The organism is Cyanobium sp. ULC082 (genome assembly GCF_977927535.1).
On the sequence record NZ_OZ376397.1, the window covers coordinates 274,439 to 296,516 of the forward strand.

Here is a 22,078-nt window from a genome sequence, read left to right on the forward strand (position 1 = left end):
TCCGTGCCTTTGTTCTGACTCCCCGCCCGCCCATCACCCGCCCATCACCCGCCCTTCCCCGACCCATGGCTTCTTCGTCTGGTCTCCTGAGTAAACCGCTGTTCTGGCTGCCCCTGATGCTGGTCCTGGGCACCGTCCTGGCCGCACCCCTGTTCGGCTCCAGTCCCAGCCCTCTGCAGTCCACCGCCCTGGCCCTGCTGCTCAGCGGCACCGTGGTGCTCTCGGGCTACCTGTTCGTTGTGATCTTTCAACCGGAGCGCTTCTGATGTCCGTTCTGCGAGAGGCCTTCAAGGCCCTGCGGCTCACCGCCGTGCTCTGGCTGCTCACCGTGGTGATCTACACCCTGCCGCTGCTGGCGGTGGGCCAGGGCCTGTTCCCCGCCCAGGCCAACGGCAGCCTGCTGCGCAATGCGGGCGGCCAGGTGATCGGATCCAGCCTGATCGGCCAGCCGTTCGCTTCCGATCGCTACGTCTGGAGCCGTCCGAGCGCCGTCGACTACAGCACCGGCAAGACGGCTCCTACCTCCGCCCCCAGCAACCTTGGCCCCACCAACCCCGATCTGGTCAAACGGATCAGGGAAACGGCCGCCACCTACGCCCAAGCGGGCCTCGCCAGGCCCGCCGCTGATCTGCTCTATGCCTCCGGTTCGGGGCTCGACCCCCACATCACCCCGGAAGCCGCACGTCAGCAGATTCCGCGGCTGGCCGCAGCCCGGTCCCTGCCCAGCGCCCAGCTGGAGCAACTGATCCTGCGACACACCCAGGGGCGTGTGCTGGGCTTGATCGGTGAACCGCGGGTGAACGTGCTCACCCTCAACCATGCCCTCGATCAGCAGCGGCCGTGATCCGGCTGCCCAGGGGCCAGGGGCGGCACAAGCTGTTCATCGGCATGGCCCCCGGCGTGGGCAAAACCTTTCGCATGCTGCAGGAGGCCCAGGAGCTCAGGCGGGAGGGGGTTGATGTGGTGGTCGGGGTGCTCGAAACCCACGGCCGCCGCGATACGGCCCGCCAGGCCGAGGGGCTGGAGCTGGTGCCGCGGCGACGGCTCGTTCACCAGGGGGTGTGCCTGGAGGAGATGGACGTGGCGGAGATCCTGGCCCGCCGCCCCCAGCTGGTGCTGGTGGATGAACTGGCCCACACCAACGTGCCGGGCAGCGAGCGTCCCAAGCGCTGGCAGGACGTGGCGGTGCTGCTGGCCGCCGGCCTCGACGTGTACTCCACGGTCAACATCCAGCACCTGGAGAGCCTCAACGACCAGGTGGCCCAGCTCACCGGTGTGGTGGTGCGCGAGCGACTGCCCGATCGGGTGCTGCAGCAGGCCGAGGAGGTGGTGCTGGTGGATGTCACCCCCGAGACCCTGCAGGAGCGCCTGCGGGATGGCAAGGTCTACGCCGCCGCAAAGGTGGACCAGGCCCTGGCCCACTTCTTCCGGCGCTCCCACCTGGTGGCGCTGCGGGAGCTGGCCCTGCGGGAAGTGGCTGACCGGGTGGAGGAGGACGGCCCGCCGGTCAGGGGGCTGCGCGAGCGGGTGATGGTGTGCCTCTCCACCTATCCCGGATCGAACCGGCTGCTGCGCCGCGCCGCCCGCCTGGCTGGCTTCATGGATGCGCCGCTGCTGGTGCTCACCGTGCTGGATCCCGCCCGCTTTCTGAGCAAGGAGCAGGCGGTGCGGCTGGAGGAATCAATCAAGCTCTGTGAGGATTTCGGCGCCGAGTTCCTGCGCATCGACAGTGATGACGCGCTCGGCACGATCGCGCACATCGCCGGCGAACGCGGCATCACCCAGATCGTGCTGGGCCAGACCCTGCGCTCCCGCCCCCAGGCCTTTCTGCGGCGCACACTCTCCGAGAAGCTCCAGCACCGGCTCAAGGGCCAGGCGGTGGATCTGCACCTGATCTCGATCGATGCGGGCCAGGCCTCGCCGGGCCTGCCGGAGGCGCCGGGGCAGGACGTCGATCATCAGAATTAGCCTGTTGCGGCCTGCCATTCCGCGGCACAACAAGCACCCCGGTTGGTGTGATCCGCCTGACCATGACCCTTGCCAGATCGGCGCTCGGGCCGTCATCCCAGCCGCCGCCAGGCCCCACCACCGTTTCCTTCCGTGCGGCCGCCCGCTACTGGCTGGAGCTGGGGCTGATCAGTTTCGGCGGGCCCGCCGGCCAGGTGGCGCTGATGCACAGCGAGGTGGTGGAACGGCGCCGCTGGCTCTCGGAGCGGCGGTTCCTGCATGCGCTCAACTACGCCATGGTGCTGCCGGGGCCGGAAGCGCAGCAGCTGGCCACCTACATCGGCTGGCTGATGCACGGCATCCCCGGCGGCCTGGTGGCGGGCAGCCTGTTCATCCTGCCCTCGTTGCTGCTGCTGATCCTGCTCTCGGCGATCTATGCCAGCTGGGGCCAGCTGCCGCTGCTGGTGTCGGTGTTCTGGGCGCTCAAGCCTGCCGTGACGGCGATCGTGATCCAGGCGGCCTGGCGGCTGGGCCGTCGCACTCTCCATAACAAGGCGCTGCTGCTGCTGGCGCTGCTGGCCTTTGCCGGCCTCACCCTGTTGCGGCTGCCCTTTCCGCTGATCATCGCTGCGGCGGCCCTGGCCGGTTGGCTCGGCGGCCGCTGGCGCCCCCGGTTGTTCTCTCCCCCCGGCGGCGGCGGCCATGGCAGCGGGCCCCTCGATGCCGGCGCCCAGCCGGAGGTGCCGGAGTTGCCCCCCCTCCATGGCGACACCACCCCAACACCAGAGCACGCCCGCTTCGACCGCCGCCGGCTGGCGCTGATCCTGCTGGCCGGACTGCTGGCGCTGGCGCTGCCGCTGGCGGCGCTCAGCAGCTTCGGCGGCTGGGATGGGCTGCTCGCCACCATGGCCCGCTTCTTCAGCCGGGTGGCCCTGCTCAGTTTCGGTGGTGCCTATGCCGTGCTGCCGTACGTGGCCCAGGGGGCGGTGGAGCAGCACCATTGGCTGGGCGCCACGCAGATGATCGACGGGCTGGCCCTGGGTGAAACCACGCCGGGGCCGCTGATCATGGTGGTGACCTTCGTGGGCTTCATGGGCGGCTGGAACACCGCCAGCGCCAACCCCCTGCCGCTGGCGCTGCTGGCGGCACTCACGGTCACCTGGTTCACCTTCCTGCCATCGTTCCTGTTCATCCTGGCCGGGGGGCCGCTGGTGGAGGCCAGCCGTGGGGACATCCGCCTCAGCGGGCCACTCACGGCGATCACCGCAGCGGTGGTGGGGGTGATCGCCAACCTGGCGGTGTTCTTCGCCGGCCATGTGCTCTGGCCCCAGGGAATGGGCGGGCGCTTCGATCCGCTGGCGCTGGCCCTGATCGTGCTGGCCGCCTGGCTGCTGATCGCCAGGCGCTGGCCGGTGCTGCGCCTGATCGCTGCCGCCGCCCTGGTAGGGCTGCTCACCAGCCCCCTGCAAAGCTGAAAGGCGCCAGCCTGCCCTGGTCGATGGCCTTACCCAGCCGGGAGCTGATCGCTGAAATCCTGCAACGCAGCGGTGAGCACGGGCTGCTGGTGGCGATCGCCATGGCGCTGGCCCTGGCCATCAGCCTGCCGGCTGGCCTCTGGATCCATGGCCATCGGCGCTGGTCGGCGCCGGTGCTGGCCCTGGCGAACACCATTCAGACCATCCCCAGCCTGGCGGTGTTCGGCCTGCTGATCACCGTGCCGCTGCTGGGTGGAATCGGACCGGTGCCCGCCGTGGTGGCCCTGGTGCTCTATGCGCTGCTGCCGCTGCTGCGGGCCACCGTGACCGGCCTGGACGGGGTGCCCCCCGGCCTGCGGGAGGCGGGCCGTGCCCTCGGCCTGACCGACGCCCAGGTGCTGCGCCATGTGGAGCTGCCCCTGGCCCTGCCGGTGATCGTGGCTGGAATCCGGGTGGCCACGGTGATCAGCGTGGGGGTGGCCACGATCGCGGCGGCCATCGGCGGCGGCGGGCTGGGGGTGTTCATCTTCCGCGGCATCGCCACGGTGAACAACGGCCTGATCCTGGCGGGGGCGATTCCGGCCGCCCTGATGGCGCTGCTGGCCGATGCGGCGATCGGTCGCCTGCAGGGGTGGTCACCGCGGCGGCGCCCGCTGCTGCTGGTTGCCGCGCTCGGGGGCCTGCTGATCACGCTTGCCAGCACGGCGGCCCTGCAACTGGGGCCGTTCACCGCCGGAGCGCCTCGCCAGCAGACGATCACGATCGGCTCGAAGAGTTTCACCGAGCAGATCCTGCTGGGGGAACTGCTGGCCCAGCAGATCGAGCGCCACAGCGCCCTGCGGGTGAAGCGGCAGTTCAGCCTGGGCGGCACCGCCATCTGCCAGGAGGCCGTGCGCAGCGGCCGCATCGACGGCTACGTGGAGTACACCGGCACCGCCTGGACGACGATCCTGCGGCAACCCCCCCTGCGCAACGCCCAGGCGGTGTGGGAGCGGGCCCGGCGCCTCTATCGGCAGCGCTTCGATCTCACCATGTTCCCGTCCCTGGGCTTCGAGAACACCTTTGCGATCCTGGTGCGTCAGGACACGGCGAAGCAGTGGCAGCTGCGCACGATTTCCGATGCCGCACCCCACAGCCCCCGGTGGCGGGCGGGCTTCGGCTATGAGTTCCTCAACCGCCCCGACGGCTACGCCGGCCTGGTCCGCGCCTACGGGCTGCGCTTTGCCGCCAGACCCGCCTCGATGGACCTGGGCCTCACCTACCGCGCCCTGGCTGAGGGCCAGGTCGATCTGATCGCCGGCGATTCCACCAACGGCCTGATCAACAGCCTGGGGCTGCAGCCGCTGCGCGACGACCGCCATTACTTCCCCCCCTACCAGGCGGTGCCGGTGTTCAACGGGGAGAGCCTGCGGCGCCATCCCGCGCTGGCCCCGGCGATCGAGCAGCTCAGTGGCCGCCTCGATGCGGCGACCATGCGGCAGCTCAACGCCGCGGTGGATCTGGAGGGGAAACCGGTGGAGCAGGTGGTGCGGGGCTATCTGGAGCAGCTGGAGCGGAGCACCCCTCCAGGGATCTCGACAGGGAGCTTGACCCCGAGCGCCGGAGCCGTCGGCTGAGACCGGCTCAGAGAATCTGGGCGAGGAACTGGCGGCTGCGTTCGTGCTGGGGGTTGGTGAAGAAGATCTCCGGCGGCGCCTCCTCCACGATCCTTCCCTCCGACATCAGCACCACCCGGTGGGCCACCTCCCGCGCGAAGCCCATCTCGTGGGTCACCACCACCATGGTCATGCCATCGGCGGCGAGGGCCTTCATCACCTCCAGCACTTCTCCCACCATCTCGGGGTCGAGGGCGCTGGTGGGCTCATCGAACAGCAGGATGCGGGGCTCCATGCAGAGGGAACGGGCGATCGCCACCCGCTGCTGCTGGCCACCGGAGAGCTGGCCGGGATACTTGGCGGCCTGCTCGGCGATGCCGACCCGCTCCAGCAGCGCCATCGCCTGGCGCTCCACCTCGGCGCGGCGCCGCTTGCGGACCAGCACCGGCGCCAGGCAGAGGTTCTGCAGCACGGTGAGGTGTGGGAAGAGGTTGAACTGCTGAAACACCATGCCGGTTTCGCAGCGGATCGCATCGATGTTGCGCAGGTCGTTGGAGAGGGCGATCCCGTCCACGCTGATCGAGCCGGCCTGGAACTCCTCCAGGGCGTTGAAGGTGCGGATGAAGGTGCTTTTACCGGAACCCGATGGCCCCATGATCACCACCACCTCGCCCTTGCTCACGCTCAGGTCCACCCCCCGCAGGGCATGGAAGCCGTTGGGGTACCACTTCTCGACGCCACGGGCTTCGATCATCAGCTGGCTGGCGGTCATGGCTCAGGCGGGGGTGTTGGAGGGATCGAGGCGGCGTTCGAGGGCCCTGCTGCCGAGCCTCAGGGCGGCACAGCAGCACCAGAACAGCACAGCCAGGGTGAGATACACCTCGGCGTTCTTGCCGAGGAACTCGGGATTGGCCATCACGGTGCGGGCCGTGCCGAGCAGTTCGAGCAGGCCGATCAACGACAGCAGGGTGGTGTCCTGCAGCAGGGAGATGAATTGCCCCACGGTGGCGGGCAGGGCGATGCGCAGGGCCTGGGGCAGCACCACATGCTGCAGGGCCTGTGGCACGCTCAGCCCGAGCGAGCGGGCCGCTTCCTGCTGACCGCCCGGCACGGAGGCCAGCCCGGCCCGCACCGCCTCGGCCACGTAGGCGCCACAGAAGAAGGTGAGCACCCAGGCCGCCCGCCAGACCCGATCAGGGGCCAGGCCGCCGGGCAGCAGGAAGCCGAGGATGTTCTGGCCGAGGAACAGCAGGGTGATCAGCGGGGCGCCGCGGATGAATTCGATGTACAGAACCGAGCCCCAGCGCAGCAGGGGCAGTTCGCTGCGCCGTCCCAGGGCCATCAGCACGCCGATCGGAAAGCTGGCCAGGATCGCGAAGCTGGCCATCAGCACCGTGAGCAGCAGCCCGCCCCATTCGGAAGGCGGCACCTGGATCAGCCCCAGTCCGCCACTGATCAGCACCATGCCCAGCAGGTAGAGCAGGGGCCAGATCAGCGGCACCCAGCGCAGCAGCCCGGCCGGCAGCCGGCGGCCCCAGCGCCCCGAGGCCCAGCGCAGGATCAGCAGCAGGGCGGTGATCGCCCACCAGCGCAGCTGCAGTGGGAGGGCGAGCCCCAGGGCGGCGGGCCCCCAGGCGGCAAGGAAGGCCAGCACCGCCACGGCGATCCGGTCGTTGCCGGGCCAGAGCACGCCGCTGCGGTCGGCCCGGGGGTTGGCCCGCAGCAGCCCCCAGCTCAGCCCGGTGGCCATCGCCAGCAGGGCCACCAGCAGCCAGATCCGCCATTGCTGCTCCAGGGGATAGCGGCCCAGGGCAAACAGGGTGGTGTTGGCCTGGATCACCACCCACTGGGCCTGGCCGAAGGCCCAGCGCAGCAGGCCGGCCACCGCCGCGCCGATCAGCACCAGCAGGCCGACACTGATCACCCCGTCGGAGCGGCTGGCGAACAGTTCGCGGCGCAGGGAGGCCAGCAGGGAGTCGGCTGCCTTCATCGTTCGCGGATCTGCACGAGCTGGTTGAGACCATTCATCAGCAGGGAGATGACCAGGTCGATCACCAGGTAGGCGCCGAGCAGCAGCAGGAACACTTCAAGGGCGCGGCCCGTCTGGTTGAGGGTGGTCTCAGCCACGGAATAGAGATCGGCGTAGCCCACCGCCACCGCCAGGGCGGAGTTCTTGGCCAGGGAGATGTACTGGCTGTTCAGGCCCGGAATGATCACCGGCAGGGCCTGGGGCAGCACCACCCTCCGCATGCTGGCTCCCCAGTGCAGCCCCAGTGATGTGGCCGCTTCCCACTGGCCCTTGGGCACCGCCGCGATGCCGCCGCGCACCACCTCGGCCACGAAGGCGCCGGTGTAGGTGATCAGGCCGGTGAGCAGGGCGGCGAACTCCACCGAGAAGCGCCAGGGCGCCTGCCACACCCCATTGACCAGCTCGGGCCCCTGCCAGCGCCAGCCTTCGGCGAACCAGGCCAGGTAGAGCCCTGATTTGGCCAGCACCACGCCCGGCAGCTGCAGCGCTTCGGTGCCGTTGCGGAAGGAGAGGAACACCACGAAATACCAGAACAGCAGCTGCAGCAGCAAAGGGATGTTGCGGATCAGCTCCACGTAGACCCTCCCCAGCCGCCGCACCAGGCCGTTGCCGCTGTAGGCGGCCATGCCGACGGCCGTTCCCAGCAGGGTGGCGCCGACCAGGCCGACCAGGATCGCCCGCAGGCTGTTGACCAGGCCCACCAGCAGGGCCCGCCAGTAGGGCATCGCGGCATCGAAGGGGATCAGGCTTTCGGCCACATCGAAGCTGGCCGGCTGCCCCAGCCAGCGCCAGCTGAGCAGCAGGCCCGCCGCGGTGAGATTGCGCACCAGGTTGCCCAGCAGCAGGGCGATCACCACCAGCACCACCAGACCGACGCCGCCTTGGACAAGCCAGGGAACGACGCGCCTGTCGCGCCACCAGGGAATCGCTCGGGGTTCAGGGGTCAAGGCAGGGGCCCGTTCAGCGGAAGGGGGGTGAATAGATCAGGCCGCCCTTGTTCCACTGGCGGTTCTCGGCCCGCTCCAGCCTGAGGGGAGAACCCGTGCCCACATTGCGCTCGAAGACCTCGCCGTAGTTGCCCACGGCGCCGACCACCTTGACGACGAAATCGGCGGGCAGACCGAGTTGCTTGCCGAAGTCGCCCTCCACGCCGAGGAAGCGGCGCAGATCGGCCTGATTGGGGTTGGCCTTGGCTTCGGCCAGCTTGGCGGCCACGTTCGCCTTGGTGATGCCGAGTTCCTCGGCCTGGAAGAGGGCGAAGACAGTCCAGCGGATCGCATCGGACCAGGCCGGATCACCGTTGACGCTGGCCGGGGTGAGCGGCTCCTTGCTCATCACTTCCGGCAGCAGCACATGGGCAGCGGGATCCGGGAAGCTGCTGCGCTTGGCGGCGAGCTGGGAGCGGTCGCTGGTCACGGCCACGCAACGGCCGCCGAGGTAGGCGGCATAGGTCTGGTCACCGGTCTGGAACTTGAGCGGCGTGTAGGCGATGCCCTGCTCGCGCATGCGATCGGCCAGGTTGAGCTCGGTGGTGGTGCCGCTCTCCACGCAGATCGGCTTGCCGGCCAGATCCTTGAGGGTCCTGATGCCGCTGGCCACCGGCGCCATCAGGCCCTGGCCGTCAAAGAAGGTGGTGGGACCGAAGGAAATGCCGTTGCCGCCGGCCGAATCGCGGCTGAGGGTCATGGTGGTGTTGCGGGCCAGCATGTCCACCTCGCCACTGGCCAGGGCGGCGAAGCGCTCGGAGGAGTTCAGATCGCGGTACTCCACCTTGGCGGGATCGCCGAACAGGGCTGCCGCCACGGCCCGGCAGGTGTCGGCGTCGAGGCCGCTGTAGCTGCCATCGGGGCCGAGGAAGCTGAAGCCCGGCAGCTTGCCGTCCACCCCGCAGACCAGCTTGCCGCGGCTGCGGATCGTGTTCATCTTCTCGCTCTGCACACCGCCACCGCCGCTCTCATCGGCGCAGCCACCGATGGCCAGGGCCAGCAGCAGGGGGGAGGAAGCGAGCAGGCGACGCAGACGAACCATGAACGGTGGCCTCAGGTGGGCGCAGTTTGCCAGTTGGAACCGCCCGGCGCCCGTCACAACGCCCACCGTCGCGATCGTCTTGCTTCGTGACGGGCCCTGCCGAGCGATCAGCGGGATTCTTAGCCTGGATGATGGAATCGGAGCCTCCGTTGAAGAAGCACCACAAGACCACCCTGCGCGCCCTGTTCGCCCATCCCCTCAGCCATGGGGTGAGGGTGTCGCAGGTGGAGGCCCTGCTGCGCAGCCTGGGGGCCGAGGTTCAGGAGCTGGATGGCCGGCGCCTGCGGCTCCGATTCCCCCAGGGAGGCGAAACCTGGATTCACAGTGGCAGCGGCCTCAAGCAGCCCGACCTTGATGGCGACGCGGTTCTCAGGGTCCGTCACTTTCTTGAGGAAGCCGGGGTGTCGCCTGGGCATGAGGAGGCCGAGCCCGATTCCCCCCGAGGTGACCAGAGCCATCGCTTGGTGCTTCATCTCGACCACAACCGCACGGATGTGTTTCGGCTCGAGGGCGATGAGGTGGAGCATGCGGCCCTGAAACCCCATGGGCTCTGGGGCTCGGGCGAGAATCTCTCCCACCGCCATGATCGCGACATCGCCGGCCAGCGGGCACCCCTTGACAGTGACTACCTGGCCCGGATCAGCGAGGCGATGACCGGGGCCGATACCGTGCTGCTGCTGGGCCATGGCACCGGCAGCAGTGATCTGCGCCAGGTTCTTCTCCACTACCTCCACAGCCACCGGCCTGATCTGCTCGATCGGATCGTCGGGGTGGTCACCGTTGATGACGGCGGACTCAGCGACGAGGGGCTGCTGGCGATCGCCCGGGAGCACTTCGGCAACCAGCCGCACCGCAGGCCCCTGCGGGTGCCGGGCCAGGAAACGCGCCAGGGCTGATCCCGATGCCGGCCCGCCCTGACGGTCTGATCCTGCGCTGCCCCGACGACTGGCATGTGCACCTGCGCGACGGTGACCTGCTGCGCAGTGTGGTGGGCGCGACCGCGAGGCTGTTCGCGCGGGCGATCGTGATGCCCAACCTGGATCCACCGATCACCACGGTGGCGGCGGCCGCGGCCTATCGGCAGCGGATCCTCGCGGCCCTGGGCGATCGGGCCGCGGCCAGCTTCACCCCGCTGATGACGGCCTATCTCACCGACCGGATCGAACCGGCTGAACTGGAGCGGGGCTTCGCCGCCGGTGTGTTCACGGCCGCCAAGCTCTACCCGGCCCACGCCACCACCAATTCAGCCGCCGGGGTGAGCGATCTGGAGCGGATCGCGCCGGTGCTTGCCATCATGGAGCGGATCGGCATGCCGTTGCTGATTCACGGCGAGGTGAGTGATCCGGAGGTCGACATCTTCGATCGCGAAGCGGTGTTCCTGGAGCGCCATCTCGTCGGCCTGCTGGCGCGGTTCCCTGGCCTGAAGATGGTGCTGGAGCACATCACCACGGCCGATGCCGTGGCCTTCGTGCAGGGTGCCGGCGCCAATCTGGCCGCCACGATCACCCCCCACCATCTGCAGATCAACCGCAACGCGATGTTCCAGGGGGGGCTGCGGCCTCACGCCTATTGCCTGCCGGTGGCGAAGCGGGAACTGCACCGGCTGGCTCTGCGCTGGGCCGCCACCTCCGGCAACCCGAAGTTCTTCCTCGGCACCGATTCAGCCCCCCACCCGCGCGGCGCCAAGGAGTCGGCCTGCGGCTGCGCCGGGATCTACAACGCCCCCCATGCGCTGGAGAGCTACGCCCAGGTGTTCGACCAGGAGGGGGCCCTGGAGCGTCTGGAGGGCTTTGCCTCGGAGTTCGGCCCCCGCTTCTACGGCCTGCCGCTCAACACCGGCACGGTGGAGCTGGTGCGGCAGCCGCAGCTGGTGCCGCAGACGATCGGCGTCGGCGCTGAGCAGCTTGTGCCCTTCCAGGCGGGTGAAACCCTGGCCTGGCGCCTAGCGGGCCCGGCCTGACGACTGGCCTGACGACTGGCCAGCGCCGAGCAGGGAGGCCTGGCTGTCGCTGAGGCGTCCGGCTGCATGGAGCACGGCGATGATCCGGCTGATGCTGAGCACCGGATGGCAGCGGTAGCCCGAGCGGGCCAGGCGCTCGATCGCATCACCGCCGTGGTCGATCAGCACCACCACATCGCGCACCTTCAGGCCCGAGGATTCGAGCTTGGCGATGCCATCGAGCACGCTGCCCCCGGTGATCAGGATGTCGTCCACCACCACAGCTGTTTCCCCTTCGTTGAAATCCCCCTCGATCAGGCGGCGGGCGCCGTGGGCCTTCACCTCCTTGCGGGGGTAGATCAGCGGGGTGTGCAGCTGCAGGGACAGACCGGTGGCGGTGGGCAGGGATCCATAGGGGATGCCGGCGATGCGCTGGAAGATCAACCCCTCCATCTGGCCGGCGTAGGCATGCAGCACCTGGTGGAAGACGTTGGGATTGGAGATGATCTGGCGCAGATCGATGTAGTAGTTGAAGATGGCACCGGAGGCCTGGACGTAATCACCGAACAGCAGGCAACCCAGATCGAACAGGGCCAGGATCAGCTCGGCGAGGGGATCGGCCGAAGGCAGCGGTTCGGGCGCTGGTAACCAGAGGGCGCACTGATTTTCACTGCGGTCTTCAAGGCGGTGCCGCATCGCCTCGATCTGCAGGCGCAGCTCGAGGGTGCCCTGTTCCATGCCCTCCTCCACCAGCAGGTGCTGGGGCAGGGGGAGAAGCAGACCATCGGCCGAGGCGGTGAGGCCGGCCTGGAGCAGGGTCTCCAGCCGCTCCTCCTCCTCCCAGAGGCTGCGCAGGATCACAAATCGCTGCGGTGCCGCCTGGCGCACCCTGGCCAGCACGACCGGATCGCTGGTGCCCACTTCGAGCAGCAGTTGCTCGGCCGTTCCCCAGAGCTGGCATTCGCGCACGATCTTCAGGTAGAGCGGATCGCTGGCGTCCGGGTGGTGCTGAAACAGGCGCGAGGCGGCGTTGGAGCTGTGGCAGGACACCACCACGGCCCGGTCGGGGTAGAGCAGGAAGGGGGCGACGATGTCCTGGCCGGGCAGGGGTGAGAGGGTGATCGCATCGACACCCAGCTCGGCGAACACGTAGTGGGCCAGGGCCGAGGAGGTGTTCAGATCGCTGTGCTTCGCATCGAGGATCAGCGGGACATCCAGCGGCACCAGCTCCCGCACCTCATGCAGCAGCTCGATGCCGATCGGGCCGAGCGCCTGGTAGAAGCCGAGGCTGGGCTTGTAGGCGCAGACGTTCTCGACAGTTGCCTCGATCACCGTCTTGATCCAGCGGCGGGCCTGGGCGAGGAAGGAGCCGCTGCCCGGGTGGTGGCGGCTCCAGGTCTGCAGCATCTCCGGGTTGGGATCCAGCCCCGTGATCAGCAGCGACTGGCGGCTGGCCATCACCTCGGCGAGTTTGACGAAGAAGCTCATGGGGTCCGCTCGCAGGCCAGCGCCAGGGACTGGCGGCTGGGGACCATCATGGAGAGGAGACACGGCCCCCTGCCGACCCTTGAACCGATCCAACCCCATGGGCCGCTGGCTCGGGATGCTCCTGGTTCTGCTGGTTCCCGCCCTGGGCTGCGCTGCCAGCGACGACGTTGCGCCGGTGACCCTGAAGGCCGTTGTGGGGGGATTGGAGCACCCCTGGGGAATGGCCTGGCTGCCGGACGGGGCCCTGCTGATCACCGAGCGGCCGGGCCGGCTGCGGATCGTGCGCGGCGGAGTGCTCGACCCCACCCCGATCGCCGGCCTGCCGCCCGTGCTGGCCATCGGACAGGGCGGGCTGCTGGATGTGGCTCTCGATCCTGATTTCGAGCGCAATCGCTTTCTTTATCTGAGCTATGCCGCCGGCACGATCGAAGCCAACGGCACCCGGGTGGCGCGGGCCCGGTTCGACGGCCGGGCGCTGAGGGATCTTCAGGTGATCGCGGCCGTGCCCCAGAGCAAGGCAGGCGGCCAGCATTTCGGCTCCCGCCTGCTCTGGCTTCCCGATCGGAGTCTGCTGGTGTCGATCGGGGATGGGGGTAACCCACCGGTGCAACTGGAGGGACAACTGATTCGTCTGCAGGCCCAGAACCGCTCCAGCGCCCTGGGCAAGCTGCTGCGGATCCGCTCCGACGGGGCCCCGGCCCCCGGCAATCCCTTCCCCTCCGGCCCTGGCGTCGCTCCGAAGGTGTGGAGCTATGGCCACCGCAATGTGCAGGGGCTCGCCCACGACCCCGGCACCGGCCGGGTCTGGGTGAGCGAGCACGGCTCCCTGGGCGGTGACGAACTGAACCTGGTGGAAGCGGGCGGGAACTACGGCTGGCCCCGGGTCACCCACAGCCGGGAGTACGGCGGGGGGCCGATCGCGCCGGCCCAGTCGGCAGCAGGGCTGATCGATCCCCGCCGGGTCTGGACCCCAGCCATCGCGCCCTCCGGGCTGGCGGTCTACAGCGGCGACCGCTACCCGGGCTGGCGGGGGAATCTGTTTGCCGGCGGACTGGTATCGCGGGACCTGCGCCGGATCAGCCTCGATGCCTCAGGAACGGTGCTGGCGGAACAGGTGATCCCGATCGGCGAAAGGGTGCGCGATGTGCGGCAGGGCCCCGATGGCCTGCTCTACCTGCTCACGGATTCAGCGGACAACGGGGAACTGATCCGACTCGATCCGGTTGCGGCGCCCTGAGCTGGAAGGCCTGCTTAAGGTTTTTTTGATTCCAGTCAGGAGCCAACCCCGGGGCGATCGTGTAAGCCAATGAGGACGTGGAGCTTGTAACGATCCTGTTGGCTTGAAACGGAACCAGATGAACTAAATCAGATCCACAAGATTGGAGGAGCTGAAGGTAAAGCCCCTCAGGAACACGATGGCGTCCGTGTCCGCCTGGAAGCCAGCCCGGCTGTCGTTCAGGGCAATGAACGTGCCTGCTTGTCCGGTTGCGGTGAAAGCGGCGGCAGTGTTGGCAGCAAAGGCTGATGTGGTCAGCAGGCCAGCAATGGCAGCTCCAGTCAAGGAGAGTACATTGCCAGCACTTGAGCCAAGAGTTGCCGTTTCAACAGTCAGAGGAACGGTAATTCTATCGCGGGCCGTGTAGTCGGTGATTGTGTCAAAACCACTGAGCAAAGACTCATTCAATGAGTTATAAATGAAGGTGTCGTTGTCGGTGATGCCGCCACCGGTGAGTGTGTCTCTGCCAAGGCCACCAACGATGCGGTTATTACTGCTATTTCCGATAATGATGTTGTTCAGCGCGTTGCCAGCGCCACTGATGCGGCTGGTGCCTGTCAGAGTCAGTGACGACTGATCACCGATCAGTGTTGTTGAAACAGTAGATTGCACATCGTCGTTGGTGATAGTGCCGGTGACAGCCGTGGCAGTGCCGATGGTGTAACCAGTGCCAGCAGCAAGGGTGAGGGCAACGGTTTCGTTGGCCTCGATTGTGGTGTCAGCAGTTGGATCAAGGGTGAGTGTGGCCGTGGCAGAACCTGCCGCGAAGGAAACGGTTTTGGTGGTGCCTGCTGCGGCGATGCCGGTGTAATCGGTGCCGAGCGTGGCCGTGCCACTGGCGGTGTAGTTGACGGTCAGGGCGCTGGTGGTGGCACCGGTGCGAGAGAAGGTGTAAACAAGGTTGGCGGCGCCATCTTCTGCGACAGAAGCAGGGCTGACAGCCAGGGTGACTCTCGGCAGAGTGGGAGCCAGATCGTCATTGTTGATGGTGCCAGTGACAGCCGTGGTGGTGCCGATGGTGTAACCGGTGCCAGCGGCAAGGGTGAGGGCAACGGTTTCGTGGGCCTCGAAGATGGTATCAGCGGTGGGGTTGACAGTGACGATGGCCGTGGCAGAGCCAGCCGCGAACCTCACCGTCTTGGTGGTGCCTGCTGCCGCGATGCCGGTGTAATCGGTGCCGAGCGTGGCCGTGCCACTGGCGGTGTAGTTGACGGTCAGGGCGCTGGTGGTGGCACCGGTGCGAGAGAAGGTGTAAACAAGGTTGGCGGCGCCATCTTCTGCGACAGAAGCAGGGCTGACAGCCAGGGTGACTCTCGGCAGAGTGGGAGCCAGATCGTCATTGTTGATGGTGCCAGTGACAGCCGTGGTGGTGCCGATGGTGTAACCGGTGCCAGCGGCAAGGGTGAGTGCAACCGTTTCGTTCGCCTCGAAGGTGGTATCAGCGGTGGGGTTGACAGTGACGATGGCCGTGGCAGAGCCAGCCGCGAACCTCACCGTCTTGGTGGTGCCTGCTGCCGCGATACCGGTGTAATCAGTGCCGAGCGTGGCGGTGCCACTGGCGGTGTAGTTGACGGTCAGGGCGCTGGTGGTGGCACCCGTTCTGCGGAAGGTGTAGAGAAGGTTAGGGTTGCCATCTTCTGTGACAAAAGCAGGGCTGATGTACAGGGTGATGCTTGGCAGTGCCCAATTCAGAGCCCAAAGCTCTCTGCCTCTGTAGTAATCGCCAGTAAAACTGTTGCCTTCAGTGGCTGCAAAGAAGAGGGTGTCGCCTACCGCCGTGAGATAACTCGGGCTTGAGCTGCTTTCACCAAATCTGGCTTCACCCGGGTATAGGTCAGCGACAAGTCTGGTTGTGGTGCCGTCTGTTTTCCAGAGCTCTCTGCCAGTGGTGTCATCACCTATGGCGCTGAAGAAGAGAGTATTGCCGACCGCTGTGAGAAAAGACGGATTGGAGCCAGCAATATTACCCAAATCTGTGACGAGAGTGGTGGTGGTGCCGTCTGTTTTCCAAAGATTGCGGCCATTCGTGCTATCATTGGCGGTGAAGAAGAGGGTGTTACCTATCGCAGTGAGGGAATACGGGTTGGAGCCTTCAGCGCCAACGTTGATGTCAGCGACGCGGGTGGTGGTGGTTCCGTCTGTTTTCCAGAGCTCATAGCCACTGCTGCCGTCTGTAGCTGAAAAGAAAAGTGTGTTGCCTATTGCCGTGAGGTTAGAGGGGTAGGAGCGTCCTGCAGCAGGGCGGATCGCAGTGACGCGGGTGGTGGTGGTGCCGTCTGTTTTCCAAAGCCCCGGCCCACTGAAATCATTGGCACGGAAGAAGAGGGTGTTGCCTACCGCCGTGAGGTTAATGGGGAATGAGCCACTACCACCAGGGTTGATGTCAGCGACGCGGGTGGTGGTGGTGCCGTCTGTTTTCCAGAGCTCATCGCCACTGATGCCGTCATTGGCCCTGAAGAAGAGGGTGTTGCCTATTGCCTTGAGGTTAGAGGGGTTGGAGCTTCCGGCACCAGTGCGGATGTCAGCAACACGGGTGGTGGTGGTGCCGTCTGTTTTCCAGAGCTCAGAACCACTGATGCCGTCATTGGCGCTGAAGAAGAGGGTGTTGCCTACCGCCGTGAGGTTAGTGGGGTTGGAGCTTCCAGCACCAGTGCGGATGTCAGCGACGCGGGTGGTGGTGGTGCCGTCTGTTTTCCAGAGCTCAGAGCCACTGATGCCGTCATTGGCCCTGAAGAAGAGGGTGTTGCCTACCGCCGTGAGGTTAATGGGGAATGAGCCACTACCACCAGGGTTGATGTCAGCGACGCGGGTAGAGGTGGTACCGTCTGTTTTCCAAAGCTCATAGCCATCGATGCCGTCAGTGGCGGTAAAGAAGAGTGTGTTGCCTACCGCCGTGAGGAAACGGGGTTGTGAACTGGGCCAACCGAGAAAAATATCAGTAACAAGTCTAAGCGTGTTCATTGGGGTCGTTTATACGAGGGTTGGAGCCATTCAGCGGGTTGATGCCGGCACCATCCAGACGGTCTGGGTGGCGTCGGTGCGGTTGTCGGGGCCGATCACAACTGGATTGCGCCAGCCAGGCAGCACGACAACAGAAAAAACCTCTTCCAACCCGGTTTGGAACCACAGTAAGCCGACCACAGCACCACTGCTCAGATCCACAACCGCCAATCCGCAACGCAACTCCTGCTGCTCCTGCTGGAGCGGCAGGCCACCGAACACTGCCGTTTCACGGATCTGTGAGAGCCCCACAAAGGCATGGCCCCGATAGCAGTCGAGCCCGCGTGTGAAGCCAGGCAGCACAGCCACGGTGCTGCGCTCCCCACTGACTGGATCCAGGCGGATCAGCGTGCCGTGGCCGGAGTCGAGCAGGTAGAGCTGGCCCTGGTACAGCCGTGGTGAGTGGGGCATCGCCAGGCCCCGCAGCACCGTTTCACCCGAGGGCACATGGATGAGGCAGCCGCCTGTGGCCTTGGTCTCCCGCCAGCCGTTTTCCGTATCTGTTTCACCCAGCACGGTCACATAGGCCGGTGCACTGCTGTCTTCTGCGATGGCCAGCCCGTTGAGGTGACAGCGATCCCCCGCTTCCCAGCCGCTGATGAAGGGTGGTTGCCACTGCGGCACAAAGCTCCACTCACCCTCGATCGTGACCAGCCCATTGAAGAGGGTGTTCACCAGCCAGAATCGGCCTCCGCACCAGGCCAGGTCATGGCCCATCAGCGGCCCGCTGTGGTGACAGGAGCGGGCCAGGAAGGCGATGTCATGCTCGCCCTCAGGTTTGATCTGAGGTGCGATCTCGCGGCTGGCGGGCAGGCTCCAGATGGCGTCGCGGCTGCCGACGGCGATGCCGGTGGGCGTGCGGCAGAGCCCCATGGCCTGATCAAAACGGGAGAAGCCCACCTGCAACTGGCCTTGATGGCTGCCGAGGCTCACCACCCGGCCCGCCTGGTAGGTGGAGAGCAGCACCGAGAGATCCAGGCGTTCCAGCAAGGCCGGCAGGTTGGCGCTGTGCTCGTACGACACAGCGACGCTGTGGCGCTCCGCGGCTGAAGCTGCGGCAGCGGCAGCGGTGGTGGCGGTCTCAGCGGGGAGGGGAGAGTTCGACACCATGGACGCTCAACGGAAGTGCTGCGAGCAGCGTGAAGCATCGGCGCTTGCTTCCAGGCTCAGGAATTCGCTGGAAAACCTTCGGTTGAACTCCTCAAACGATTCAGCCCCGCCAATGGAATCGTCTGCCAGCTTTCCCGGTGTTGGCAGGCAGGAAATCCAGTGCCACGCAGCCATCCAGGAGCGAAGGCGATTCGCAACACTGGATCACCACCTGGCCCCAGCAGGGTTCAGAACTCTGAGCCGGGCAAAACGGAGGGGGCGGGATTCGAACCCGCGGAGGCTTTCACCTCGCTGGTTTTCAAGACCAGAGCCATCAACCACTCGACCACCCCTCCAGGGGAGCATCACGGCCGCGCTGCCGGGATGTCAGCCGATTTTCCCATGCCACTGGCCATCGGGTTCAGGCCTCAGGCCACCACCGGCACCTGATACTGGGCGATGCGGGCGAAGCCGGCTGGATCGAGCGAGGCGCCGCCCACCAGCACCCCGTCGATGTCGCTCTGGGCCATCAGCTGGTCGATGTTCTCGGGCTTGACGGAGCCGCCGTACTGCACCACCACCTCGGGGTGGCCCACCCAGCGGCGGATCAGGCCGCAGATCCGGTTGGCCTCCTCGGCGCCGCAGGTCTTGCCGGTGCCGATCGCCCAGATCGGCTCGTAGGCCACCACCAGGTGGTGGGGATCGAGATCCTCGAGGCTCTGCTCCACCTGGCGGCGGATCACCCGCTCGGTTTCGCCAGCTTCGTGCTGGGCGTCGGTTTCACCCACACACACGATCGGGATCAGGCCGGCCGCCTGGGCGCTGCGGGCCCGCAGGTTGATCTGCTCATCGCTCTCGCAGTGGAACTTGCGCGGTTCGCTGTGGCCCACGATCGCGTATGTAACGCCGTGCTCCAGCAGCATCGAGGCGGAGATCTCGCCGGTGTAGGCACCGCCGCCGTCCCAGTGCACGTTCTGACTGGAGAGCTTCACCGGGCTGCCGGCCACCGCCAGGCCGAGGGCCTCGATCGAGGTGAACGGCGGGGCCAGCACCACCACCCGGTCATCCGGCAGGTCGGTGATCAGCGGCAGAAACGCGGCGGCATAGGCCCGTGCTTCGGCGCAGGTCATGTGCATCTTCCAGTTGCCGGCGATCACCGCTTTGTGCACAGGAATCCCTACCGATGGAGCGAGAGCCAACTTAGGTCTCGGCAGGAACCGTGAGGGAGTGGCCGCCCAGCTCCACCCGGTCGCCTGCTGAGAGCTGCAGCCCGCGCCGACGCTCCACCGCCCCGTTCACCCGCACCTCCCCCTGCTGCACCCGGAACTTCGCCTCACCACCGGTGGCCACCACGCCCTGCCACTTGAGGAATTGATCGAGGCGCATGGATCGAATCGCCGCCGGAAGCGCCCCAGCAGCGCTGATAAGGTCTGCCGATGCTCGCACCCTCCTCGGCCGGTTTCCGTGGTCTGCTGCCGCTGCTTCAGCCCCACCGCCGCAGACTGTGGGCTGGTGGGGCCTGCATGCTGGTGTTCGTGGCCTGCTGGCCGCTGCTGGCTGCTCTGGCGGGGCAGTTGATTCCGGCGATCGGTGCCGGTGATTTCAGCAAGGTGCTGCGCGCGATCGGCCTGGCCCTGGCCGTGTTCCTGGTGCAGAAGCTCGCCCAGTTCGGCCAGGACACCCTGCTCGCCTCCCCGGCCCTGCAGGTGAGCCAGGCCCTGCGCAGCCAGCTGTTCGCCCGCCTGCAGCGACTGGAGTTCGGCGCCCTCGAGAAGCTTTCCGCCGGCGATCTCACCTATCGCCTCACCGAAGATGCCGACCGCGTCGGCGAGGTGATCTACAAGATGATCCAGGACACCACTCCCAGCCTGCTGCAGCTGGTGGCGGTGTTCGGCTACATGGTGTTCCTCGACTGGAAGCTGTCGATGGCGACCCTGCTGCTGGCGCCGCTTGTGGCGGTGCTGGTGAGCGCCTTCGGCGCCCGGGTGATGGGGGCGGCGGAGCGCAGCCAGAAGCAGGTGAGCGAACTGGCCGGCCTGCTGGGGGAGGCGATCAGTGGCCTGCCGCTGGTGCGCGCCTATGCCGCCGAACCCTGGTTGCAGGAGCGTTTCGAGCAGGAGATCGACCTGCACCGCCGTGCCCGCTACCGCACCCTCCGGCTGCTGGCGCTGCAGCATCCGGTGGTGGGCTTCATCGAAGCGGCGGGCATTCTCTCGGTGCTGCTGATCGGTGCGGCCCGCATCCAGGCCGGCGAGCTCGACAGCCGCGGCTTCAGCAGCTATGTGGCCGCCCTGCTGATGCTGATCGATCCGATCTCCCATCTCACCACCAACTACAACGAGTTCCAGCAGGGCCAGGCCTCCCTGCGTCGCCTCAGGGAGATCGAGGCGGAGGCGATGGAGATCCCCGACCATCCCGATGCCAGCCCGCTCGGGCCGGTGCGTGGTGAGTTGCGCCTCGATGGCGTCTGGTTCGGCTACGACCCCGGCCAGCCGGTGCTCCGCAACCTCGAGCTCACCGCGAAACCGGGTCAGCTGCTGGCGCTGGTGGGTCCCTCGGGCGCCGGCAAGAGCACCCTGTTCTCCCTGCTGCTGCGGTTCAACACCGCCCAGCGCGGCCAGGTGCTGCTCGATGGCAAGGATCTGGCCGGCCTGCGGGCCCGCGATCTGCGCCGGGCAGTGGCCCTGGTGCCCCAGCAGAGCAGTGTGTTCTCCGGCACGGTGGAAGAGGCGATCCGCTTCGGCCGCCCGGCCAGCCTGGAGCAGGTGCGTGAAGCGGCCCAGCTGGCCAATGCGGCCAGCTTCATCGAAGCGTTGCCCGGTGGCTATGGGGCGCGGATCGAGGAACGGGGCAGCAATTTCTCCGGCGGCCAGCTTCAACGGCTGGCCATCGCCCGCGCCGTGCTGGGCAACCCGGCGGTGCTGTTGCTCGATGAGGCCACCAGTGCCCTCGACGCCGAATCCGAGGAGGCGGTGCAACGGGGGCTGAGCCAGGCGATGGCCGGCCGCACGGTGCTGGTGATCGCCCATCGCCTGGCCACGGTGCAGGGGGCGGATCAGATCCTCGTGCTGGAGGCCGGGCGCATCATCGAGAGGGGCAACCACGACCAGCTGATGGCCCGACCCGGTCGCTACCGAGATCTCTGTGACCGCCAGTTGATCCGGGTCGCGGCCTGAGCGGAGGGGAGCTGCCGGCTCGCCCGTAACGTTGGTTGTCCCAGTGGTTCCCTGCCTTGACCGACGCCGCTTCCCTGCCCCCCGTGCTCACCTTCGAGGGCAGGCGCTACGACCTCAATGCCCTCCCCGATGACCTGAAGGAGCTGGTGCGGGGCATGCAGGTGGCCGATGCCCAGCTGCGCTTCCACGAAGACACCCTCAAGGTGCTCGCCGTCGGTCGCCAGTCGATGGCTTTCCAGCTCAATGAGCGGCTCAAGCAGATCGAAGCCCTTCCTGAAGGCGGCTGAATGCCGCTTTGTCGCCTCAGAGCGCGCCGAGCTGCTCGAAGCGGAAGGTCTGGCGGCTCGCTTCCAGGGTTTCGGTGCCGTTGCTGCCGGCTTCCGTTTCGACCACCCGCTCGCTGAGCACCCAGGGGCCCGCCTCGCCGAGGGGAACGAAGGTGTCGGTGAAGGTGCTCAGGCCCCCTCTGGCCGCCCCGGTGGCCGGATCGCTGTAGGCGCTGGTGTAGCTGCGGCTGAGATAGCCGGCGCCGGTGTCGGTGGTGGCTTTGGTGAAGATCGACACCACCGTGCCGTGGATGTGGCGGTGCACCATCGTCACCACGTCGTTCTTGATCCGATACCGATCACCGCTGTTCTTGCCGCCCACGATCACCTCCACCCCCACGGCGTCGGTGTCGCCGGCGGTGAAGGTGTTCTCGCCGTGGGTCTGCTCGAAGCTGCGCCGCACCCGGTGGATGCACACCTCCCAGAGCTGGGAGGCGATCGCCTTGGTGATCTCGGCGTCGTCGATGCCCTCCACCTTGGCCTTGAGGTCGGCCCCCACCGTGAAGCTGCCCTCCACCCGGCGGTCCCCCTGCTCCCAGACGCAGCGGCCCTGGTAGCCGCCGAAGCCTGGCTCCCAGGTGTAACGGTTTTCGTAGGCGGCGCGGAACAGGTCGCGCAGGTCGCTGCCGGCGGCGACCGGGGCGGTGCTGAGTGGTGCGGTGCTGGTCGGGGCAGTGCTGGTCAAAACGCTTCTGCGGCAATCTGCGCAG

The 22,078-nt window shown here is 67.1% G+C and carries 20 protein-coding genes and 1 tRNA gene; 10 read left to right on the top strand and 11 right to left on the bottom strand.

Annotated elements, in window-relative coordinates:
• Positions 1-65: 65 nt before the first annotated feature.
• The 5 genes from ACXMDY_RS01530 to ACXMDY_RS01550 all read left to right on the top strand — a co-directional run bounded on the left by ACXMDY_RS01530 (position 66) and on the right by ACXMDY_RS01550 (position 5,038).
• The gene (locus ACXMDY_RS01530; protein ID WP_259702490.1) at positions 66-266 is read left to right on the top strand and encodes a potassium-transporting ATPase subunit F; all 201 of its coding nucleotides are present in this window, start codon (positions 66-68) and stop codon (positions 264-266) included.
• Complete coding sequence (kdpC, locus tag ACXMDY_RS01535; protein ID WP_259702489.1) at positions 266-844, top strand: K(+)-transporting ATPase subunit C; 579 nt, start codon at positions 266-268, stop codon at positions 842-844. The genes ACXMDY_RS01530 and kdpC overlap by 1 nt, the downstream gene beginning before the upstream one ends.
• Positions 841-1,968 (top strand): sensor histidine kinase KdpD, encoded by a 1,128-nt coding sequence (locus ACXMDY_RS01540; RefSeq protein ID WP_259702488.1) that lies wholly within the window; start codon positions 841-843, stop codon positions 1,966-1,968. Before kdpC ends, ACXMDY_RS01540 begins: the two co-directional genes overlap by 4 nt.
• Before the next feature lie 62 nt (positions 1,969-2,030).
• The gene (gene chrA, locus ACXMDY_RS01545) at positions 2,031-3,422 is read left to right on the top strand and encodes a chromate efflux transporter (RefSeq protein WP_259702487.1); all 1,392 of its coding nucleotides are present in this window, start codon (positions 2,031-2,033) and stop codon (positions 3,420-3,422) included.
• Positions 3,423-3,445: 23 nt separating this feature from the next.
• Positions 3,446-5,038 (top strand): glycine betaine ABC transporter substrate-binding protein, encoded by a 1,593-nt coding sequence (locus ACXMDY_RS01550; RefSeq protein WP_259702486.1) that lies wholly within the window; start codon positions 3,446-3,448, stop codon positions 5,036-5,038.
• A gap of 7 nt (positions 5,039-5,045) precedes the next feature.
• Here the strand turns inward: ACXMDY_RS01550 and ACXMDY_RS01555 are convergent, their stop codons facing one another.
• The 4 genes from ACXMDY_RS01555 to ACXMDY_RS01570 are packed head-to-tail and all read right to left on the bottom strand — an operon-like array spanning position 5,046 to position 9,074.
• Positions 5,046-5,789, bottom strand: a complete 744-nt coding sequence (locus ACXMDY_RS01555) for an amino acid ABC transporter ATP-binding protein (RefSeq protein ID WP_311133727.1) — start codon at positions 5,787-5,789, stop codon at positions 5,046-5,048.
• Between the two features lie 3 nt (positions 5,790-5,792).
• Positions 5,793-7,007 carry an amino acid ABC transporter permease gene (locus tag ACXMDY_RS01560; protein ID WP_457767273.1) on the bottom strand — a complete coding sequence of 405 codons (1,215 nt, stop codon included), beginning with the start codon at positions 7,005-7,007 and terminating at the stop codon, positions 5,793-5,795.
• Complete coding sequence (locus ACXMDY_RS01565) at positions 7,004-7,993, bottom strand: ABC transporter permease subunit (RefSeq protein ID WP_259702484.1); 990 nt, start codon at positions 7,991-7,993, stop codon at positions 7,004-7,006. The genes ACXMDY_RS01560 and ACXMDY_RS01565 overlap by 4 nt, the downstream gene beginning before the upstream one ends.
• A 13-nt stretch (positions 7,994-8,006) precedes the next feature.
• Positions 8,007-9,074, bottom strand: coding sequence for an amino acid ABC transporter substrate-binding protein (locus tag ACXMDY_RS01570; RefSeq protein WP_259702483.1), 1,068 nt, complete (start codon positions 9,072-9,074; stop codon positions 8,007-8,009).
• A 149-nt stretch (positions 9,075-9,223) separates the two neighbouring features.
• Between ACXMDY_RS01570 and ACXMDY_RS01575 the strand changes: the two genes are divergently transcribed.
• On the top strand, positions 9,224-9,970 hold the full coding sequence (locus ACXMDY_RS01575) for an alpha/beta hydrolase family protein (protein ID WP_259702482.1): 747 nt from the start codon (positions 9,224-9,226) through the stop codon (positions 9,968-9,970).
• Positions 9,971-9,975: 5 nt separating this feature from the next.
• Positions 9,976-11,034: a dihydroorotase gene (gene pyrC / locus ACXMDY_RS01580; protein WP_259702481.1), complete on the top strand. Its 1,059-nt coding sequence runs from the start codon at positions 9,976-9,978 to the stop codon at positions 11,032-11,034.
• On the opposite strand, the gene ACXMDY_RS01585 is transcribed toward pyrC, so the two are convergent.
• Entirely contained in the window at positions 11,017-12,501 is a 1,485-nt protein-coding gene (locus ACXMDY_RS01585; protein ID WP_259702480.1) for a bifunctional orotidine-5'-phosphate decarboxylase/orotate phosphoribosyltransferase, read from the bottom strand. The two genes, pyrC and ACXMDY_RS01585, sit on opposite strands and share 18 nt — an antisense overlap.
• Before the next feature lie 79 nt (positions 12,502-12,580).
• On the opposite strand from ACXMDY_RS01585, the gene ACXMDY_RS01590 reads away from it, so the two are divergent.
• A complete protein-coding gene (locus tag ACXMDY_RS01590; RefSeq protein ID WP_457767274.1) occupies positions 12,581-13,738 on the top strand; it encodes a PQQ-dependent sugar dehydrogenase in 1,158 nt (385 codons plus the stop codon).
• 123 nt (positions 13,739-13,861) lie between these two features.
• Here ACXMDY_RS01590 and ACXMDY_RS01595 read toward each other — a convergent pair whose 3' ends face one another.
• The 5 genes from ACXMDY_RS01595 to ACXMDY_RS01615 form a co-directional block, all read right to left on the bottom strand.
• The gene (locus ACXMDY_RS01595) at positions 13,862-16,738 is read right to left on the bottom strand and encodes an ELWxxDGT repeat protein (RefSeq protein WP_457767275.1); all 2,877 of its coding nucleotides are present in this window, start codon (positions 16,736-16,738) and stop codon (positions 13,862-13,864) included.
• A 30-nt stretch (positions 16,739-16,768) separates the two neighbouring features.
• Positions 16,769-17,887 (bottom strand): TIGR03032 family protein, encoded by a 1,119-nt coding sequence (locus ACXMDY_RS01600; protein WP_259703033.1) that lies wholly within the window; start codon positions 17,885-17,887, stop codon positions 16,769-16,771.
• Positions 17,888-18,137: 250 nt separating this feature from the next.
• A tRNA-Ser gene (locus ACXMDY_RS01605) sits at positions 18,138-18,222 on the bottom strand.
• Between the two features lie 72 nt (positions 18,223-18,294).
• Positions 18,295-19,035, bottom strand: coding sequence for a triose-phosphate isomerase (gene tpiA / locus ACXMDY_RS01610; RefSeq protein ID WP_259703037.1), 741 nt, complete (start codon positions 19,033-19,035; stop codon positions 18,295-18,297).
• A 31-nt stretch (positions 19,036-19,066) separates the two neighbouring features.
• Positions 19,067-19,252: an RNA-binding S4 domain-containing protein gene (locus ACXMDY_RS01615; RefSeq protein ID WP_259703032.1), complete on the bottom strand. Its 186-nt coding sequence runs from the start codon at positions 19,250-19,252 to the stop codon at positions 19,067-19,069.
• A gap of 50 nt (positions 19,253-19,302) precedes the next feature.
• Between ACXMDY_RS01615 and ACXMDY_RS01620 the strand changes: the two genes are divergently transcribed.
• Positions 19,303-21,042: an ABC transporter ATP-binding protein gene (locus ACXMDY_RS01620; RefSeq protein ID WP_259703031.1), complete on the top strand. Its 1,740-nt coding sequence runs from the start codon at positions 19,303-19,305 to the stop codon at positions 21,040-21,042.
• 56 nt (positions 21,043-21,098) lie between these two features.
• Entirely contained in the window at positions 21,099-21,329 is a 231-nt protein-coding gene (locus tag ACXMDY_RS01625) for a DUF6447 family protein (protein WP_259703030.1), read from the top strand.
• Between the two features lie 16 nt (positions 21,330-21,345).
• Here ACXMDY_RS01625 and ACXMDY_RS01630 read toward each other — a convergent pair whose 3' ends face one another.
• On the bottom strand, positions 21,346-22,053 hold the full coding sequence (locus ACXMDY_RS01630; protein ID WP_259703029.1) for a DUF3386 domain-containing protein: 708 nt from the start codon (positions 22,051-22,053) through the stop codon (positions 21,346-21,348).
• Between the last annotated feature and the right edge of the window lie 25 nt (positions 22,054-22,078).

What these genes read in the sequence shown, in the direction of transcription:
- ACXMDY_RS01530 (WP_259702490.1), top strand. Translation starts at nt 66, where the DNA reads ATGGCTTCTTCGTCTGGTCTCCTGAGTAAACCGCTGTTCTGGCTGCCC.
- ACXMDY_RS01620 (WP_259703031.1), top strand. Translation starts at nt 19,303, where the DNA reads ATGCTCGCACCCTCCTCGGCCGGTTTCCGTGGTCTGCTGCCGCTGCTT.
- ACXMDY_RS01600 (WP_259703033.1), bottom strand. Translation starts at nt 17,887, where the DNA reads ATGGTGTCGAACTCTCCCCTCCCCGCTGAGACCGCCACCACCGCTGCC.
- kdpC (WP_259702489.1), top strand. Translation starts at nt 266, where the DNA reads ATGTCCGTTCTGCGAGAGGCCTTCAAGGCCCTGCGGCTCACCGCCGTG.
- ACXMDY_RS01570 (WP_259702483.1), bottom strand. Translation starts at nt 9,074, where the DNA reads ATGGTTCGTCTGCGTCGCCTGCTCGCTTCCTCCCCCCTGCTGCTGGCC.
- ACXMDY_RS01555 (WP_311133727.1), bottom strand. Translation starts at nt 5,789, where the DNA reads ATGACCGCCAGCCAGCTGATGATCGAAGCCCGTGGCGTCGAGAAGTGG.
- chrA (WP_259702487.1), top strand. Translation starts at nt 2,031, where the DNA reads ATGACCCTTGCCAGATCGGCGCTCGGGCCGTCATCCCAGCCGCCGCCA.
- ACXMDY_RS01585 (WP_259702480.1), bottom strand. Translation starts at nt 12,501, where the DNA reads ATGAGCTTCTTCGTCAAACTCGCCGAGGTGATGGCCAGCCGCCAGTCG.
- pyrC (WP_259702481.1), top strand. Translation starts at nt 9,976, where the DNA reads ATGCCGGCCCGCCCTGACGGTCTGATCCTGCGCTGCCCCGACGACTGG.
- ACXMDY_RS01550 (WP_259702486.1), top strand. Translation starts at nt 3,446, where the DNA reads ATGGCCTTACCCAGCCGGGAGCTGATCGCTGAAATCCTGCAACGCAGC.
- ACXMDY_RS01615 (WP_259703032.1), bottom strand. Translation starts at nt 19,252, where the DNA reads ATGCGCCTCGATCAATTCCTCAAGTGGCAGGGCGTGGTGGCCACCGGT.
- ACXMDY_RS01595 (WP_457767275.1), bottom strand. Translation starts at nt 16,738, where the DNA reads ATGAACACGCTTAGACTTGTTACTGATATTTTTCTCGGTTGGCCCAGT.
- ACXMDY_RS01560 (WP_457767273.1), bottom strand. Translation starts at nt 7,007, where the DNA reads ATGAAGGCAGCCGACTCCCTGCTGGCCTCCCTGCGCCGCGAACTGTTC.